We start from the raw sequence: 14,194 nt of genomic DNA, 5'->3' as shown, positions 1-14,194 counted from the left end.
ATTCCTAGCAGGGTGCCTTGTGGGACTCGAACCCACGGTCTCCAGATCCACAATCTGGCGCGTTAACCGACTACGCTAAAGGCACCACATAATATGCGCCCGAAGGGACTCGAACCCCCGGCCCACTGCTTAGAAGGCAGTTGCTCTATCCACCTGAGCTACGGGCGCACGTTGTTATCCCATGGGGTACTTATCTGGCGGCAGTGTGCGTTCGGCACACGCTGCGAGAAGTATAATACCATACGCATAGGCTTCTGTCAAGCGGAATTTCAAATTTTTTTGGATTTTCCGGCGCAGGGGGCATTTTGGGGTCACAGCAGCCACATTCCGGCGGCCCCAAGGGCAAAGCCGAGCAGAGCACCGGCGGCCACATCCCGGACATAGTGCGCTCCGGCAAGCACCCGCAGGGCGCAGATGAGCAGGGCCACCACCACCATGCAGGCCCCGGCGGCGGGGTAGAAGTAGCACCACACAGCGGCCAGCACGGCGGCGCTCAGGGCGTGGCGGGAGGGGAAGGACTTGCCGTGGGTCTCCTTGGGCACCAGCGGCGTGAAGCCGGGCTGCTCATACGGGCGGGGAAAGTTCAGCCTGGCCCGCAGGAGCGTGCCGCCCAGAAAGACGAAGGCCGGCACAAAGACTGCCCGGGCGATGAGCTGCATAAAATCCAGAGCGGCGGCGCGGTTTGCGGAGAGCAGCCGGAACCACCGGACATTCAGCAGCACCAGCAGCAAAGGGTAGCAGGCAAAGGGCACGGCAGGCAGCCAGCGGTTCAGGGCGATCACCAGCTTTTTCAGGGCGGGGCGGGCCTCCAGCCAGCGCAGCAGGGTCTGGTAGCGTTCCGGGGTCATGGTATCCCTCCCTCAAAAACAGGTGTCCAGATAGTTTTCAACATCAAACGGCTCGGGTGTGGAATCTTTGCGCAGGTAGAGCGGGTGATGGGGGTGGCCTTTTTTGCTCCGCTTGCCAAAGGTGACCCACGGGATGTCCCGCTCTCTTGTCAGGGCCACCATCTCCCGCATCAGGCCGGGCAGGTAGTCCCGCTTTTCGATCAGGGTGCCCCATGCGGCCCACATGGTGGGCTCGGTCTCGGCCAGAACGGCCCGCAGCCAGCGCAGGTTCTCGTCGCAGAGGGCGCGGTCCGGCACCCGGTCCATGTCGTTGGGGTCGGTGGCGCGCTGGGGATATACGTTGAACATGATCCAGCTGTCAAAGCCGTTGGCGTTGGCCAGCCGCTCCACACTCTTTAAGGTGGGGTCCAGCGCGCCGGGCTGGGCGGTGCTGGGGTTGATGCCGATGCACACCAGCGGGTGCCTGCCCACCCGGCCCAGCACATAGCGGTAGGGCAGGTAGGTGTGGGGCTCGTAGTACCAGATGCCGCCGGGGTATTCCCCCGCTTCCAGGCGGGGCAGCTGTTCAGTCTGCATGAAAATGTACCTCACAAATATGGTTTCCTATTTATCGTACCTGAAAAAATTCTGTAAATCAACACCTTTGCCGGAGAAAGTCTCCCATAAATCCGAATTTCATGTTATACTGTTCTTAGACCTGTGCCGCAAACACGGCGGCACGGGCCGGGAAAGGAAAACAGGAGCCATTGAAGAAGGGAGTTCTGCTATGGCCATGATAGAAGATTATAGAAGCGCCCTGCGCGCGGGCCAGCGTGCCTACCGTGCCTGTGTGGCGCGCGGCCAGTCGCCGTACCTTGCGGTGCTGGATGAGATCCTGAACGGGGTGAACATCGTTGCCCAGGAGCCGCTGGGGCTGGTGGATATCCCCGCCGAGAGCATTGTGGGCACCAAGACCAGCGGGCGGCACACGGCCTTTGCGGCCAACTTTATGCCCCTGCTGGAAGAGGACACCGAGTTTGCCATCAAGTGGTCGAATCTCTGCGAGGCCCATCTGGAGGAGGGCATCCACACCCCCATCATTGCCTACGAATACCTGAACAAGTTCTATGTGCAGGAGGGCAACAAGCGGGTGTCTGTCCTCAAATACTACGAGGCGGTCACCATTCCGGGCACGGTCACCCGGCTTGTTCCGGCCCGGAACGACACGCTGGAAAACAAGATCTACTACGAGTTTCTCGATTTTTATAAGCTGAGCAAGATCAACAATGTCCAGTTCTCCCGGCTGGGCGGCTATGCAAAGCTGCAGACGCTGGTCTGCAAGGCCGCCAGCGAGGTATGGTCGGATGACGACCGGCTGAACTTCTCGGCCCTGTATACCATGTTCAGCCAGCAGTTCTATGCGCTGGGCGGCTCTGCCCTGGAGCTGACCCCGGGCGACGCGCTGCTGGTGTACCTCTCGGTCTACCGGTATTCGGATGCCTGCCAGTCCACCCCCAGCCAGGTGCGGGAAAACCTGGCCAAGCTGTGGGATGAGATCAAGATCCTGACGGAGCCCCACGCCGTGGAGCTTTCGCTGGAGCCAAAGCCCGGCAGTGAGCCGCTGCTGAACAAGCTGAACATCTTCAGCAAGCCCAGCCAGCTCAAGGTGGTGTTCCTGCACGAGTACAATGCTAAAAATAGCGCCTGGGTGCGGGGCCACGAAAAGGGGATCGAGGCCCTGAAAAAGGCATTCCCGGACCGGCTCGTCATCACCAACCGGGAAAATGTCTCCCCCGAGGTGGACGCGGAGCAGATCATGGAAGAGGTGGCCCACGACAACGCGGACGTGGTGTTCACCACCAGTATCCGGATGCGGCCCGCCTGCCTCAAGGTGGCGGCCCAGCACCCCAAGACCCGGTTCCTGAACTGCTGCCTGAACGCGCCCCATCCGCTGGTGCGCACCTATTACCCCCGCACCTATGAGGCCAACTACCTGCTGGGAATGCTGGCGGGTATCCTGAATCTGACCGACCGGGTGGGCTATGTGGCGGCCAACCCCGTTTACGGTGTGCCTGCGGCCGTCAATGCCTTTGCCCGGGGCCTGCGCACCGTGCGGCCCAACAGCCATATCCTGCTGCGCTGGGCCTGCCTGCAGGAGCCGGGAAAGCCGCTGGATTTCTCCGACTGCCCGGATATCGAGCTGTTCTACGCCTGCAGCCCCTTTGAGCCCACCGGCAGCGCCAGGGAATACGGCCTGTGCCGCCGGATGCCGGATGGCAGCATCCAGCCGGTGGCGCTGCCGGTCTGGAAGTGGGAAGTGTTCTATATCGGCATCATCCGCTCCATCTTCGAGGGCACCTGGGACAGCGGTTCCAGCGGCAAGGCCATCAACTACTGGTGGGGCTTCCGCAGTGACGCGGAGCGGCTGGATTACTACGAGACCCTGCCCAAGGGCACGCAGCAGCTGCTCGATCTGCTGGAAAAGAACCTTGCAGCCAACGAGTTCCCCATCTTCCCGGCGGGCATCTTTGCGCAGGGGCATATCCCCAAGGCACCCACCGCAGACACCTACACCCCCAAGGAACTGATGGAAATGGACTGGCTGGGCGAGTGCGTGGAGGGCAGCCTGCCCCGGTACGATCAGCTGGATGTCAGAACGCTGGGCCTGCTGGAGATCAACGGCCTGAGCAGCCTGAAAGAGACGACGCTGTAAAAAGCTCAACAGAACGGAGTGTTGCGGACGTGAAGATACTTGCAATTTCCGATACCCCCTCCAAGGCGCTGTGGGACTATTGCTCCCGGGAACGCCTGGCCGGGGTCGATCTGATCCTCTCCTGCGGGGATCTGCCAAAAAAATACCTCGAATATATAACAAATTTTACAGCGGCCCCCATTTTGTATGTCCACGGCAACCACGATGGCTGCTACCGCACAGAGGGCGAGCCGGGCGGCTGCATCTGTGTGGACGATCAGGTGTATGTCTGGAAAGGGCTGCGCATCATGGGGCTGGGCGGCAGCATCCGCTACAACTGCGAGGAGACCTTCCAGTATACGGAGAAGGAAATGCGCCGCCGGATGCGGCGGCTCTGGTTCAAGGCCCACCGGGCGGGCGGCATCGACCTGCTGCTGACCCATTCCCCGGCGGCCGGCCTGAACGATGGCAACGACCGGGCCCATAAGGGCTTTGCCTGCTTCAACGACCTGCTGGAGGAGTACCAGCCCAAGTGGTTCGTGCACGGACATGTCCACCTGAGCTATAATGCCAATCTGCCCCGGGTGTGCACCCACGGCCAGACCACGGTCATCAATGCAACGGAGCGCTATACGTTTGAGATCCCGGACCCGGACCCGGTGGCCCGGAAGCGCTTTTTCTGGAATGACCCGGCATTTCCCACCAAAAACTGAAAAAGGAGAAACACCCAATGGAACAAAATGAGAAGCTGCGGGCGCTGGAGACCCTGCAGAAGAAGCTGTACGCCTACAACTGCGCCTCCAACAGCCTGTATCTGGACGCTGTGACCGTGGCCCCCAAGAACACGGCCGAGGGCCGGGGTGTGGCTCTGAGCATTCTGGCCGGTGAACTGCAGAAGCTGATGACTGCCCCCGAGACCCTTGCACTGGTGGAGGAGCTCTATGCCCGGCGGGAGACGCTGGACACCCTCCACCGCCGCGAGGTGGAGGAGCTGCGCCGCAGCTGCCGGCAGCTCACCCGCATCCCCGCCGAGGAGTATATGGCATACAGCGAGCTGACCAACCGCGCCAGTGATGTCTGGCACAAGGCCAAGGAAGAAAACGACTTTGCCTCCTTCTGCCCCATCCTGCAGGAGCTGGTGGAGTATAACCGGAAGTTCGCGGGCTATTATGATGCGGAAAAAGCGCCCTACGATGCCCTGCTGAACGAGTATGAGCGGGGCGTGGACACCCAACAGCTGGACGTGTTCTTTGACACCCTGCGCAAGGGCCTGGTGCCCCTCATCCGGGCCATCGGCGAGAAGCCCCAGATCGATGACAGCTTCCTGCATCTGGAATATCCGGTCGAGCAGCAGAAGGCGTTTGCGGACTATCTCATGGAGGTCATGGGCCTTGACCGGGGCCACTGCGGCCTGGGTGAGACCGAACACCCCTTTACGCTGGAGTTCAACAACAAGGATGTCCGCATCACCACCAACTACGACCTGCACAATGTGGCCTCCTCGATGTACTCCGTTCTCCACGAGGGCGGCCATGCCCTGTATGAGCTGGGCATCCGGGATGATCTGCAGTACACCTGCCTGACTGGCGGTGTGTCCATGGGCGTGCACGAGAGCCAGTCCCGCTTCTACGAGAACCTCATCGGCCGTTCCCGCGCCTTTATCGGGGCCATCTATCCCAAGGTGCAGGAATTCTTCCCCGCACAGCTGGGAAATGTGACTGCGGAGCAGTTCTACCGCGCTGTGAACAAGGTGGAGCCCAGCCTCATCCGCACCGAGTCCGATGAGCTGACCTACTGCCTGCACGTCATGGTGCGGTACGAGATCGAGAAGCAGCTCATTGCGGGCACCCTGACGGCAAAGGAGGTCCCTGCCGCGTGGGCAGAGCTGTACAAGGAGTATCTGGGCGTGGAGGTTCCCAATGACCGCGAGGGCTGCCTGCAGGACAGCCACTGGTCGGGCGGCTCCTTCGGCTACTTCCCGTCTTACGCTCTGGGCAATGCCTACGGTGCCCAGATGCTCCACAATATGGAGCAGGAATTCGATGTGTACGGCGGCGTGGCCCACGGGGATCTCTCCGCTGTCACCGGCTGGCTGCGGGAAAAGGTGCACCAGTACGGCCACCTGCTGGAGCCTGCTGAAGTCGTCAGAAACGCCTGCGGCACCTTCGACGCACACTACTATCTGGATTACCTGACCAAAAAGTATACGGAACTGTACAACCTGTAATTAACCCGCACAAAACAAAGCCCTCCCGGCCAAATCGGCTGAGAGGGCTTTATATATGCTGTTGCAAAGGGCGGCGGGAAGCTTTCCCGCGCAAGTGAAACGGGCCATTCCATCGCCCGCCCTATTGCCTGCGGCAACAGGGTCCCACCCCAGCGGACACTTGCTTTGGGAAACTTCCCGCCGCCCGCCCATTACTGCTTTGCGAAGATCTTTACTTCATCCTTGTCCATAAAGGCGGCACCGGCGAAACCGGAAGCCTCCAGCTGGCCCAGCTGCTTGCCCAGCTTCTTGGCCTGAGGCAGAACGGTGACGTTGTAGGTGTCGCGCAGCTGTGCGGCTTTGGTCAGCACGGCGGGGAAGTCCACGTCGCTGTTGTAGAGCAGGGCAATCTTCTGCTTGGCACCGGGGATCTGATAACCCTGCTCCAGCAGGATGCCGCAGACGCGCTCGAAGCCGATGGAGAAGCCCACGGCGGGCACCTTGGTGCCCAGGAACTTGCCGATCATGTTGTCGTAGCGGCCGCCGCCAGCCACTGCACCGCTGAACTGCGGGCAGGTGATCTCAAACACCATGCCGGTGTAGTAGCCCTGGCCGCGCACCAGGCTGGGGCAGTAGGCCACATCGAAGCGGCCGTTGGCCATGGCCTTTGCGGTGGTCAGCACGTACTTCAGGTCATCGGCAATGGCGGGGTCGGCACAGCGGGAAGCTACGGACTCCAGTGTCACATCACCGGCGGCAATGAAATCGGCCAGCGCGTTGATGGCAGTTTCGGGCAGCTGCTTCTCGGTCAGCTCGGCCTTCACGCCCTCGGCACCGATCTTATCCATCTTGTCGAAGGTGATGCAGACAGAGTCCAGTGTGTCGGCGGCAAAGCCCATGCTCTCCAGCATTCCGCGCAGGATGCGGCGGTCATTGATGTTCACGGTGAAGCCGGTAAAGCCGATGCCCAGCAGGGCACGGGCGGTCACATCGATCAGCTCCACCTCTGCGTTGGGGCTCTCGTCGCCCAGAATGTCGATGTCGCACTGGACAAACTCGCGTAGGCGGCCCTTCTGGGGGCGCTCGGCGCGGAACACGCGGTCGGTCTGGATGACCTTGAAGGGGTGGGGGAGCTTGTCCTTGTTGGCAGCGTAGAAACGGCTCAGGGGCAGGGTCAGATCATAGCGCAGGCCCATGTCGGAGAGCTGCTTGGGGTCGCCGGATCCCAGGGCGCTGGTCAGCTTGTCTCCACGCTTCATCACCTTGAAGATCAGGTTCAGGTTGTCGCCGCCATCGGATTTGTCCAGGTTCTCCATATCCTCCAGCATGGGGGTGGAGATGCGCTCAAAGCCGGAAGCACGGTAGGTCTCCAGGATCTTGCCCTGGATGTAGTCGCGCAGGGTCTGCTCAGCGGGCAGCAGGTCGCGCATACCCTTCAATGCCTGTGATTTCATAGTTGGTTCCTCTTTCTCAGCATCCTCACCCTCTCAGTCTCGCATTCGCTCGACAGCTCTCCCAAAGGGAGAGCCAAGGGCAATCCCAGATGAGGCCTTTCAAAGAACCGCCAGAGCCTCCCCCTTTGGGGGAGGTGGCAGTGCGTCAGCACTGACGGAGAGGGTGAAGTTATTTTAATTTGAACATCTTTAATTATAAAGAATCATGCCGTTTTGTCAATGAAAAAGGGCACACTGACAGAACGAGGTGATAAAACAGATGAAGCAGTTTACAGCGCGCCACCCCTGGGCGATCCTGGCGGCGGGGGCGGCCATTCAGATCCTGACGGGCCTGCCTGCGGCGTGGGGCGTGTTCCAGCAGCCGGTGATGGACGAGTTCAGCCTGACCGAGGACGGTGCGGGCTATGCGTTCGGCATCCTGATCGCAGCGTTCGGGGTGGGATGCGTCATCGGTGGTTTTTTGCAGGATAAAAAAGGCCCGCGCTGCGCGGCGCTGTGGGGCACCGGCCTGCTCTGCGGCGGGTTCTTTGCGGCGGCCCTCCTGCCCGGGGAGAAGGGGGTATGGTTTTGGGCAGTGTTCAGCATTCCGGCGGGGTTGGGCACGGCGTTTCTCTACCCGTCCATCCAGTCCTGCGCCCAGAAATGGTACGCCGGGCGCAAGGGCCTTGCCACGGGGGTCATTGGCGGCGCGGTGGGCCTGAGCGGTGCGTTCCTGACCGGATTCGTCCGCACGGCACTGAAGGGCTTTGGCCCGGTGCAGGGGATCCGGGGGGCGTTCTGGGCGCTGGGGGCACTCACACTGCCAATCTGCCTGGTGGGCAGTGCCCTGCTCACCGACCCGCCTCCGGCAAAGCAGAAACCCGAGGAGCAGGGCAGGGGAAAGGGCACCCCGGCCCTCGACCTTGCCCCGCTGCAGATGCTCAGAACAAAGCAGTACTGGCTCTGTGCCGGAGCGGTCTGCTTTTCCACCCCGGCGGTGCTGCTGTTCAGCCCCATCATCTTAAAGCTGGGCATGGAGCGGGGCCTGGACGAGGGCGCTGCCCTGTGGAGTGTGGTGCTGGGCAGCGTGGGCAGCGCGGCGGGCCGCTTGCTGATGCCCCTGCTCAGCGACCGGATCGGCCGCCGCCCCACTGACCTGATCCTGTTCGGCGTGTCGCTGGGGCTTTCAGCGGCCTTCCTGTTCGCGCAGGGGTGGCTCGTTGTGGCTGTGTACGCAGGGCTCACCTTCTGTTATTCGGCGCTGGCGGCGGTGCTGCCTTCCCTCTCCACCGACCTGTTCGGCCTGCCCCACGCCGGGGTGAACTACGGCTTTCTGGCGCTGGGGCAGAGCGTGGGCAGCCTTGCCTTCCCCTTTGCGGCGAACCTCTGGGGTCTTGCCACCGGGCGGCACTGGCTGGCCATGGCAGGCGCGGCGGCGGGCTTTGTGTGCATCTGGGCGCTCCGGCCTGTCAGGGCCCAACAGCCGCCCAGAAAAAACTGAACCGGACAGCGCAAGATATTCCTTTTGACAAATATGATAGAAATGTGACGAACTGGGCGGCGAAAGCGGTGAAAGTGCTAGTTAGCAGCAAATAACTGCAAAAAATGCTTGTGAAAAAATCCGCAAAACGTCTTGCAAATTCCGCCAAGGTTCTCTATAATAAAATCATGCGTGGTAGTACCGGTGTGGCGCGGAAGAGAGCGGCGCAGCCGGTCAATGCAAACGGCAGGACACCCCCTGCCAATGGCATCAATTTGTCAAAAGGAGAGTATGATTATGACCTATTCGCAGCAAGTACAGAATATGTGCCCGATCACCAAAGGTCCTAAGCATGGTCCGGCTCCCATCCCCGAAGAGGGCGCATGGGTCAAGGCCTATGAGATCAAGGACATCAGCGGCTACACCCATGGTGTGGGCTGGTGTGCACCCCAGCAGGGCACCTGCAAGCTGTCTCTGAACATCAAGAACGGTGTCATCGAGGAGGCTCTGGTGGAGACCATCGGCTGCTCCGGCATGACCCATTCCGCTGCTATGGCTGGCGAGATCCTGCCCGGCAAGACCATTCTGGAAGCTCTGAACACCGACCTGGTGTGCGATGCCATCAACGTGGCAATGCGCGAGCTGTTCCTGCAGATCGTCTACGGCCGCAGCCAGACCGCTTTCTCTGAGGACGGTCTGCCCATCGGCGCAGGTCTGGATGACCTGGGCAAGGGCCTGCGCTCCATGACCGGCACCATCTTCTCCACCAAGGCCAAGGGTGTCCGTTACCTGGAGCTGACCGAGGGCTACATCAACAAGCTGGCTCTGGATGCCAACGATGAGGTCATCGGCTATCAGTTCGTCAAGCTGGGCAAGATGATGGAGGATATCCGTCACGGCAAGACCCCCAACGAGGCTTACGAGAAGAACGTGGGTACTTACGGCCGCTTCAGCAAGGAGCAGGGCGCTGTCAAGTACATTGACCCGCGTGAGGAATAAGAGAGGAGGAACAACTCATGGCAACTTTTGAATCTATGGATCGCCGTATGCCGAAAATCGAGGCATGCCTGAAGGCCAACGGCCTGGAGTCTCTGGACGCTTGCAACGAGATGCTCCTCGCTAAGGGCATCGACTGCGACAAGATCGTGCGCGGCGTGCAGCCCATCTGCTTTGATAACGCTGTCTGGGCATACACCCTGGGCACCGCCATTGCCGTCAAGCGCGGCCTGACCGACGCTGCCGAGTGCGCTGCTGCCATCGGCGAAGGTCTGGAAGCATTCACCATCCCCGGCTCTGTTGCTGAGCAGCGTCAGGTCGGTCTGGGCCACGGCAACCTGGGCGCTCGTCTGCTGAGCGAGGACACCACCTGCTTCGCTTTCCTGGCAGGCCACGAGTCCTTTGCTGCTGCTGAGGGCGCTATCGGTATCGCACGCACCGCAAACAAGGTCCGCAAGACCCCCCTGCGTGTTATCCTGAACGGCCTGGGCAAGGATGCAGCTTACATCATTTCCCGTATCAACGGCTTCACCTATGTGCAGACCGAGTATGATATCCCCTCCCAGACCCTGACCGTCGTCAAGGAGATCCCCTTCTCCGAGGGTGAGCGCGCTGCTGTCAAGTGCTACGGTGCAAACGACGTTATGGAAGGCGTTGCCATTATGAAGAAGGAGGACGTTCAGTGCTCCATCACCGGCAACTCCACCAACCCCGTCCGCTTCCAGCACCTGGTTGCAGGTACCTATAAGAAGTGGGCCATCGAGAACGGCAAGAAGTACTTCTCCGTCGCTTCCGGCGGCGGCACGGGCCGTACCCTGCACCCCGATAACGTGGCTGCAGGCCCCGCAAGCTATGGCCTGACCGACTCTCTGGGCCGCGTCCATGGTGATGCTCAGTTCGCAGGTTCCTCCTCCGTGCCCGCACACGTTGAGATGATGGGCCTGATCGGCATGGGCAACAACCCCATGGTCGGCGCTACCGTTGCCTGCGCTGTTGCTGCTGCACAGGCCAACGCCTGATCTTTTCCTAGTTCGGCAAAGGGGGCTGCCTTCCGAATGGGCAGCCCCCTTTTTATGCTGAGATATGTTCGCGCAGGCTAACTGCCTGCAACGTTGCTTCAACTAAGAAGGAAAAAGAAGAAACCATGAAAAATACGAAGATGAAACAGAGCATTGCAGCGCTGGCCATGGCTGCTGTCGTTGCAGTGAGCCTGCTGGGCTACGGCTGCGGCAGCAAGCCCGCCTCCACCACCGGCGCTGGTGCTACCGGCGATTTTACCGGCACTGCCAAGGGCTTTGGCGGCGATGTTACCGTTACCCTGACCCTGACCGACGGCAAGATCACCGGCTGCACCGCTGAGGGTGCCGATGAGACCGAGGGCGTTGGCTCCAAGGCAATCGAGCAGCTGCCTGCTGCCATTGCCGAGAGCGGCAGCATTGCCGTGGACGGCGTGTCTACCGCAACCATCACCTCCAATGCCATCAAGGAGGCAGCCGCTGCTGCCATTACCGCTGCTGGTCTGAAGCCTGAGGATTTCCAGACCGCTGTGGAGAACAACGCTGAGCCTGCTGAGGACTCTACCGTTGATACCGACATCGTCATCGTGGGCGCAGGCGGCGCAGGTATGACCGCTGCCCTGACTGCCACCAGCGAGGGCAAGAGCGTTGTCGTCGTGGAGAGCCAGCCCGTGGTGGGCGGCAACTCCGTGCGCGCTACCGGCGGCATGAACGCCGGCAAGACCGTGTATCAGGATGAGAACGAGTTCGGCGAGTCTGCAGGTGTCGAAAAGACCCTGAAGACCGCTGCTGAAAAGTACGCTGACAACGAGACCATCACCGCTCTGGCTGCTACCGTGGCCGAGCAGTGGGCTGCCTACCAGGCCAACCCCACCGGCTACTTTGACAGCGTTGAGCTGATGGAGCTGGATACCATGATCGGCGGCAAGGGTATCAATGACCCTGCTCTGGTGGAGACCCTGTGCTCCAACAGCGCTGATGCCATCGACTGGCTGGGTGAGCAGGGCATCACCCTGCACAGTGTTTCCAGCTTCGGCGGCGCATCCGTCAAGCGGATCCACCGCCCGGTGGACGCTGAGGGCAAGACTCTTTCCGTGGGTTCCTATATGATCCCTCTGCTGGAGGAGAATTGCCAGAAGGCTGGTGTTCAGATGATGCTGAACACCACCGCCACCGAGATCCTGACCGATGACAACGGCGCTGCTGTTGGCATCAAGGCCACCGGTGCTTCCGGTGAGACCATCACCATCAATGCCAAGGCTGTAGTGCTGACCACCGGCGGTTTCGGCGCAAATCTCGATATGGTCGTTGAGTACAAACCCGAGCTGAAGGGCTTTATGACCACCAACGCCCCCGGCATCCTGGGCCAGGGCATCAAGATGGCACAGGCCATCGGTGCTGACACCGTGGATATGGACCAGATCCAGATCCACCCCACCGTGGAGGCTAACACCGCTGCTCTGATCACCGAGGGTCTGCGCGGCGACGGCGCTGTGCTGATCAATGCCGAGGGCAAGCGCTTCATTGATGAAGTCGGTACCCGTGATGTGGTTTCCGCTGCCGAGATCGCTCAGACCGGCAGCTACAGCTGGCTGGTGGTGGATCAGGCTATGGTGGATGCCTCCAGCGTCATTCAGGGCTACATCAAGAAGGGCTACACCGTGACTGGTGAGACCTATGAGGAACTGGGCAAGGCAATGGGCGTTGATGAGGCTGCTTTTGCCGAGACCATGAACACCTGGAACGGCTATGTTGAGGCCAAGAACGACCCCGACTTCGGCCGCACCAGCTTTGCAAACAAGCTGGATACCGCTCCCTACTATGCCATCAAGGTCACCGCAGGTGTGCACCACACCATGGGCGGCCTGAAGATCAACACCAACACTGAAGTCCTGAACGAGAACGGCGAGGTCATCCCCGGCCTGTTCGCAGCAGGTGAGGTGACCGGTGGTGTCCACGGTGCAAACCGTCTGGGCGGCAACGCTGTGGCAGACTTTACCGTCTTTGGCCGCATTGCAGGCGCAGCTGCAAGCAAGTACGCTGCATGAAACGCCTAAAAGGCTGGCAGAAAAACCTGATCTTTGCGGCCGTGGTGCTGGCCGCGGCAGCACTCCTGTTCGTGCTGTACCGCGCCAACGTCCCCAAAGCGAAGCCGCTGGTGGCCATGGTCGATTTCGGCGACGGCATTACCGAGACGATCCCGCTGGACGAGGACCACGATTATCTGTATGATGTGGGCGATTACATCGTGCATCTGCAGGTAAAGGATGGAGCCATCGCCTTCCTCGACAGTCAGTGCCCGGACCATGTGTGTGAGCAATTCGGCTGGCTGAGCGAGCAGGATGCCTGGGCCGCCTGTGTCCCCGCCGGGGTCTATGTAACGGTGCAGGCCGCAGAAACAGAATAAAACAAAAAGGCCGCCGTGCAGGATCATCTCCTGCACGGCGGCCTCTTTGCATAGGGGGGAAAATGTTATTTCACGTATTTGCCTTCGCAGATATTCTTGCAGCAGGCGCTGATGGGGAACCAGCAGCAGTCCCGGCAGATATCGGCCAGCATCTCGGGGGTGGCTTTGGCATCGATCTCCCGGATGAGGGCCTGGTAGTCGTATTCCTTTTCCTCCAGCCCGAAATACTCCACGGTCTTGCGGTCGTACCGCTTGACCTTTTCCTGTGTGTCGCACAGGTCGGTGCCCAGCTTGTTGGGGCAGCAGGAACAGAGGGTGTCGGTGGAGAAGGTGAGCTGGATCTTCGTCCCGGGCACCTCCCGCAGCTGGTGGACGACATCATTCATGTGCTCCACAAAGGCTTCGCTGTAGCCATGGCCGGAGTAGCCCTGGGTGCAGAGCAGGTGATGCGGGCGCAGTACGATGCTCATGCTTTTTTTACCCCCGGGATCCGCTTCCGGATGTTCAGGCCCAGCACGCAGGCCAGCACAGCCTTGATGATGGCGGTGGGGATGAAGGGAAGAACGCAGGCGGAAACGGCCACAGACACGGTGCTGTGGGCGACGATCACGAACAGGATGACACCCACGATATAGTTGACCACAGTGCCCACGACAACCGCCACGGGGAAAGCACCCTTGAAAGCATCCCTGTGCTCCACGCCCAGGCCGATGATGTAGGCCATGATGGGGAAGGAGATCAGGAAGCCGCCGGTGGGGCCGACAAACTTGTCGATGCCGCCGGAGAAGTTGGCCAGCACCGGCACGCCCACAGCGCCCAGCAGCAGGTAAACGAGCGTGGCAATGGCGGACAGCTTGGAGCCCAGCACCACAGCCGCCAGCGTGATGGCGAAGGTCTGCATGGTCATGGGCACACCCAGCGGCATGGGGATGGAGATCTGTGCCATCACGGCGATGACGGCGGCAAACAGGCCCGCGTAGCAGATATCGCGCACCGAGAACTTACTGTTCTGATTCATGGTAAAAAATCCTCCTCTGGTTTGGTACAAACAACGTCCCGATTAAACCAGAAAGCGGCAGACAGGTCAACTTGCGATTTGCACAAAGGTTTACAATCTGTGAAAATTTGCTGAAAAGC

Annotated in this window: 13 protein-coding genes and 2 tRNA genes; 8 read left to right on the top strand and 7 right to left on the bottom strand. The window is 60.6% G+C overall.

Annotated features, from left to right (window positions below; translation table 11 throughout):
- Positions 1-11: 11 nt before the first annotated feature.
- The 4 genes from MTP42_RS11770 to MTP42_RS11755 form a co-directional block, all read right to left on the bottom strand.
- A tRNA-His gene (locus MTP42_RS11770) sits at positions 12-85 on the bottom strand.
- A 9-nt stretch (positions 86-94) separates the two neighbouring features.
- Positions 95-168: transfer RNA gene (locus tag MTP42_RS11765), tRNA-Arg, on the bottom strand.
- Between the two features lie 143 nt (positions 169-311).
- The gene (locus MTP42_RS11760) at positions 312-848 is read right to left on the bottom strand and encodes a phosphatase PAP2 family protein (protein ID WP_156070526.1); all 537 of its coding nucleotides are present in this window, start codon (positions 846-848) and stop codon (positions 312-314) included.
- A gap of 12 nt (positions 849-860) precedes the next feature.
- Positions 861-1,424: a DUF1643 domain-containing protein gene (locus tag MTP42_RS11755; protein WP_005935043.1), complete on the bottom strand. Its 564-nt coding sequence runs from the start codon at positions 1,422-1,424 to the stop codon at positions 861-863.
- A 190-nt stretch (positions 1,425-1,614) separates the two neighbouring features.
- Here MTP42_RS11755 and MTP42_RS11750 point away from each other — a divergent pair, with 190 nt between their 5' ends.
- From MTP42_RS11750 to MTP42_RS11740, 3 genes are read left to right on the top strand one after another with little or no spacing between them, the layout of a single operon-like run.
- The gene (locus MTP42_RS11750) at positions 1,615-3,540 is read left to right on the top strand and encodes a BMP family ABC transporter substrate-binding protein (protein WP_249257391.1); all 1,926 of its coding nucleotides are present in this window, start codon (positions 1,615-1,617) and stop codon (positions 3,538-3,540) included.
- Between the two features lie 29 nt (positions 3,541-3,569).
- On the top strand, positions 3,570-4,232 hold the full coding sequence (locus MTP42_RS11745) for a metallophosphoesterase family protein (RefSeq protein ID WP_249257390.1): 663 nt from the start codon (positions 3,570-3,572) through the stop codon (positions 4,230-4,232).
- A gap of 17 nt (positions 4,233-4,249) precedes the next feature.
- The gene (locus tag MTP42_RS11740; protein ID WP_117476667.1) at positions 4,250-5,746 is read left to right on the top strand and encodes a carboxypeptidase M32; all 1,497 of its coding nucleotides are present in this window, start codon (positions 4,250-4,252) and stop codon (positions 5,744-5,746) included.
- A gap of 191 nt (positions 5,747-5,937) precedes the next feature.
- Here the strand turns inward: MTP42_RS11740 and hisS are convergent, their stop codons facing one another.
- On the bottom strand, positions 5,938-7,179 hold the full coding sequence (gene hisS, locus MTP42_RS11735) for a histidine--tRNA ligase (protein ID WP_154276981.1): 1,242 nt from the start codon (positions 7,177-7,179) through the stop codon (positions 5,938-5,940).
- A 259-nt stretch (positions 7,180-7,438) separates the two neighbouring features.
- On the opposite strand from hisS, the gene MTP42_RS11730 reads away from it, so the two are divergent.
- From MTP42_RS11730 to MTP42_RS11710, 5 genes are all read left to right on the top strand, one after another.
- Positions 7,439-8,659, top strand: coding sequence for an MFS transporter (locus MTP42_RS11730; protein WP_207684209.1), 1,221 nt, complete (start codon positions 7,439-7,441; stop codon positions 8,657-8,659).
- Between the two features lie 276 nt (positions 8,660-8,935).
- Positions 8,936-9,637, top strand: coding sequence for an iron-sulfur cluster assembly scaffold protein (locus MTP42_RS11725; protein ID WP_035394767.1), 702 nt, complete (start codon positions 8,936-8,938; stop codon positions 9,635-9,637).
- 17 nt (positions 9,638-9,654) lie between these two features.
- Positions 9,655-10,653, top strand: coding sequence for a GGGtGRT protein (locus MTP42_RS11720; protein WP_097801401.1), 999 nt, complete (start codon positions 9,655-9,657; stop codon positions 10,651-10,653).
- Between the two features lie 125 nt (positions 10,654-10,778).
- The gene (locus MTP42_RS11715; RefSeq protein ID WP_249257389.1) at positions 10,779-12,698 is read left to right on the top strand and encodes a flavocytochrome c; all 1,920 of its coding nucleotides are present in this window, start codon (positions 10,779-10,781) and stop codon (positions 12,696-12,698) included.
- The gene (locus tag MTP42_RS11710) at positions 12,695-13,057 is read left to right on the top strand and encodes a NusG domain II-containing protein (RefSeq protein ID WP_249257388.1); all 363 of its coding nucleotides are present in this window, start codon (positions 12,695-12,697) and stop codon (positions 13,055-13,057) included. The genes MTP42_RS11715 and MTP42_RS11710 overlap by 4 nt, the downstream gene beginning before the upstream one ends.
- A gap of 65 nt (positions 13,058-13,122) precedes the next feature.
- Here MTP42_RS11710 and MTP42_RS11705 read toward each other — a convergent pair whose 3' ends face one another.
- Complete coding sequence (locus MTP42_RS11705; RefSeq protein WP_005935032.1) at positions 13,123-13,527, bottom strand: DUF1284 domain-containing protein; 405 nt, start codon at positions 13,525-13,527, stop codon at positions 13,123-13,125.
- Entirely contained in the window at positions 13,524-14,075 is a 552-nt protein-coding gene (locus tag MTP42_RS11700) for a biotin transporter BioY (RefSeq protein WP_098924458.1), read from the bottom strand. The genes MTP42_RS11705 and MTP42_RS11700 overlap by 4 nt, the downstream gene beginning before the upstream one ends.
- Between the last annotated feature and the right edge of the window lie 119 nt (positions 14,076-14,194).

The organism is Faecalibacterium sp. I2-3-92, assembly GCF_023347315.1.
Taxonomy (GTDB): Bacteria; Bacillota; Clostridia; order Oscillospirales; family Ruminococcaceae; genus Faecalibacterium; species Faecalibacterium duncaniae.
The sequence above is the reverse complement of the archived record's forward strand: the minus strand, read 5'-3'. Positions and strand labels throughout refer to the sequence as shown.

Bases quoted from the DNA above. Each gene is read 5' to 3' on its own strand.
- hisS (WP_154276981.1), bottom strand. From the start codon at position 7,179: ATGAAATCACAGGCATTGAAGGGTATGCGCGACCTGCTGCCCGCTGAG.
- MTP42_RS11710 (WP_249257388.1), top strand. From the start codon at position 12,695: ATGAAACGCCTAAAAGGCTGGCAGAAAAACCTGATCTTTGCGGCCGTG.
- MTP42_RS11755 (WP_005935043.1), bottom strand. From the start codon at position 1,424: ATGCAGACTGAACAGCTGCCCCGCCTGGAAGCGGGGGAATACCCCGGC.
- MTP42_RS11750 (WP_249257391.1), top strand. From the start codon at position 1,615: ATGGCCATGATAGAAGATTATAGAAGCGCCCTGCGCGCGGGCCAGCGT.
- MTP42_RS11760 (WP_156070526.1), bottom strand. From the start codon at position 848: ATGACCCCGGAACGCTACCAGACCCTGCTGCGCTGGCTGGAGGCCCGC.
- MTP42_RS11730 (WP_207684209.1), top strand. From the start codon at position 7,439: ATGAAGCAGTTTACAGCGCGCCACCCCTGGGCGATCCTGGCGGCGGGG.
- MTP42_RS11720 (WP_097801401.1), top strand. From the start codon at position 9,655: ATGGCAACTTTTGAATCTATGGATCGCCGTATGCCGAAAATCGAGGCA.
- MTP42_RS11705 (WP_005935032.1), bottom strand. From the start codon at position 13,527: ATGAGCATCGTACTGCGCCCGCATCACCTGCTCTGCACCCAGGGCTAC.
- MTP42_RS11700 (WP_098924458.1), bottom strand. From the start codon at position 14,075: ATGAATCAGAACAGTAAGTTCTCGGTGCGCGATATCTGCTACGCGGGC.
- MTP42_RS11725 (WP_035394767.1), top strand. From the start codon at position 8,936: ATGACCTATTCGCAGCAAGTACAGAATATGTGCCCGATCACCAAAGGT.
- MTP42_RS11740 (WP_117476667.1), top strand. From the start codon at position 4,250: ATGGAACAAAATGAGAAGCTGCGGGCGCTGGAGACCCTGCAGAAGAAG.
- MTP42_RS11715 (WP_249257389.1), top strand. From the start codon at position 10,779: ATGAAAAATACGAAGATGAAACAGAGCATTGCAGCGCTGGCCATGGCT.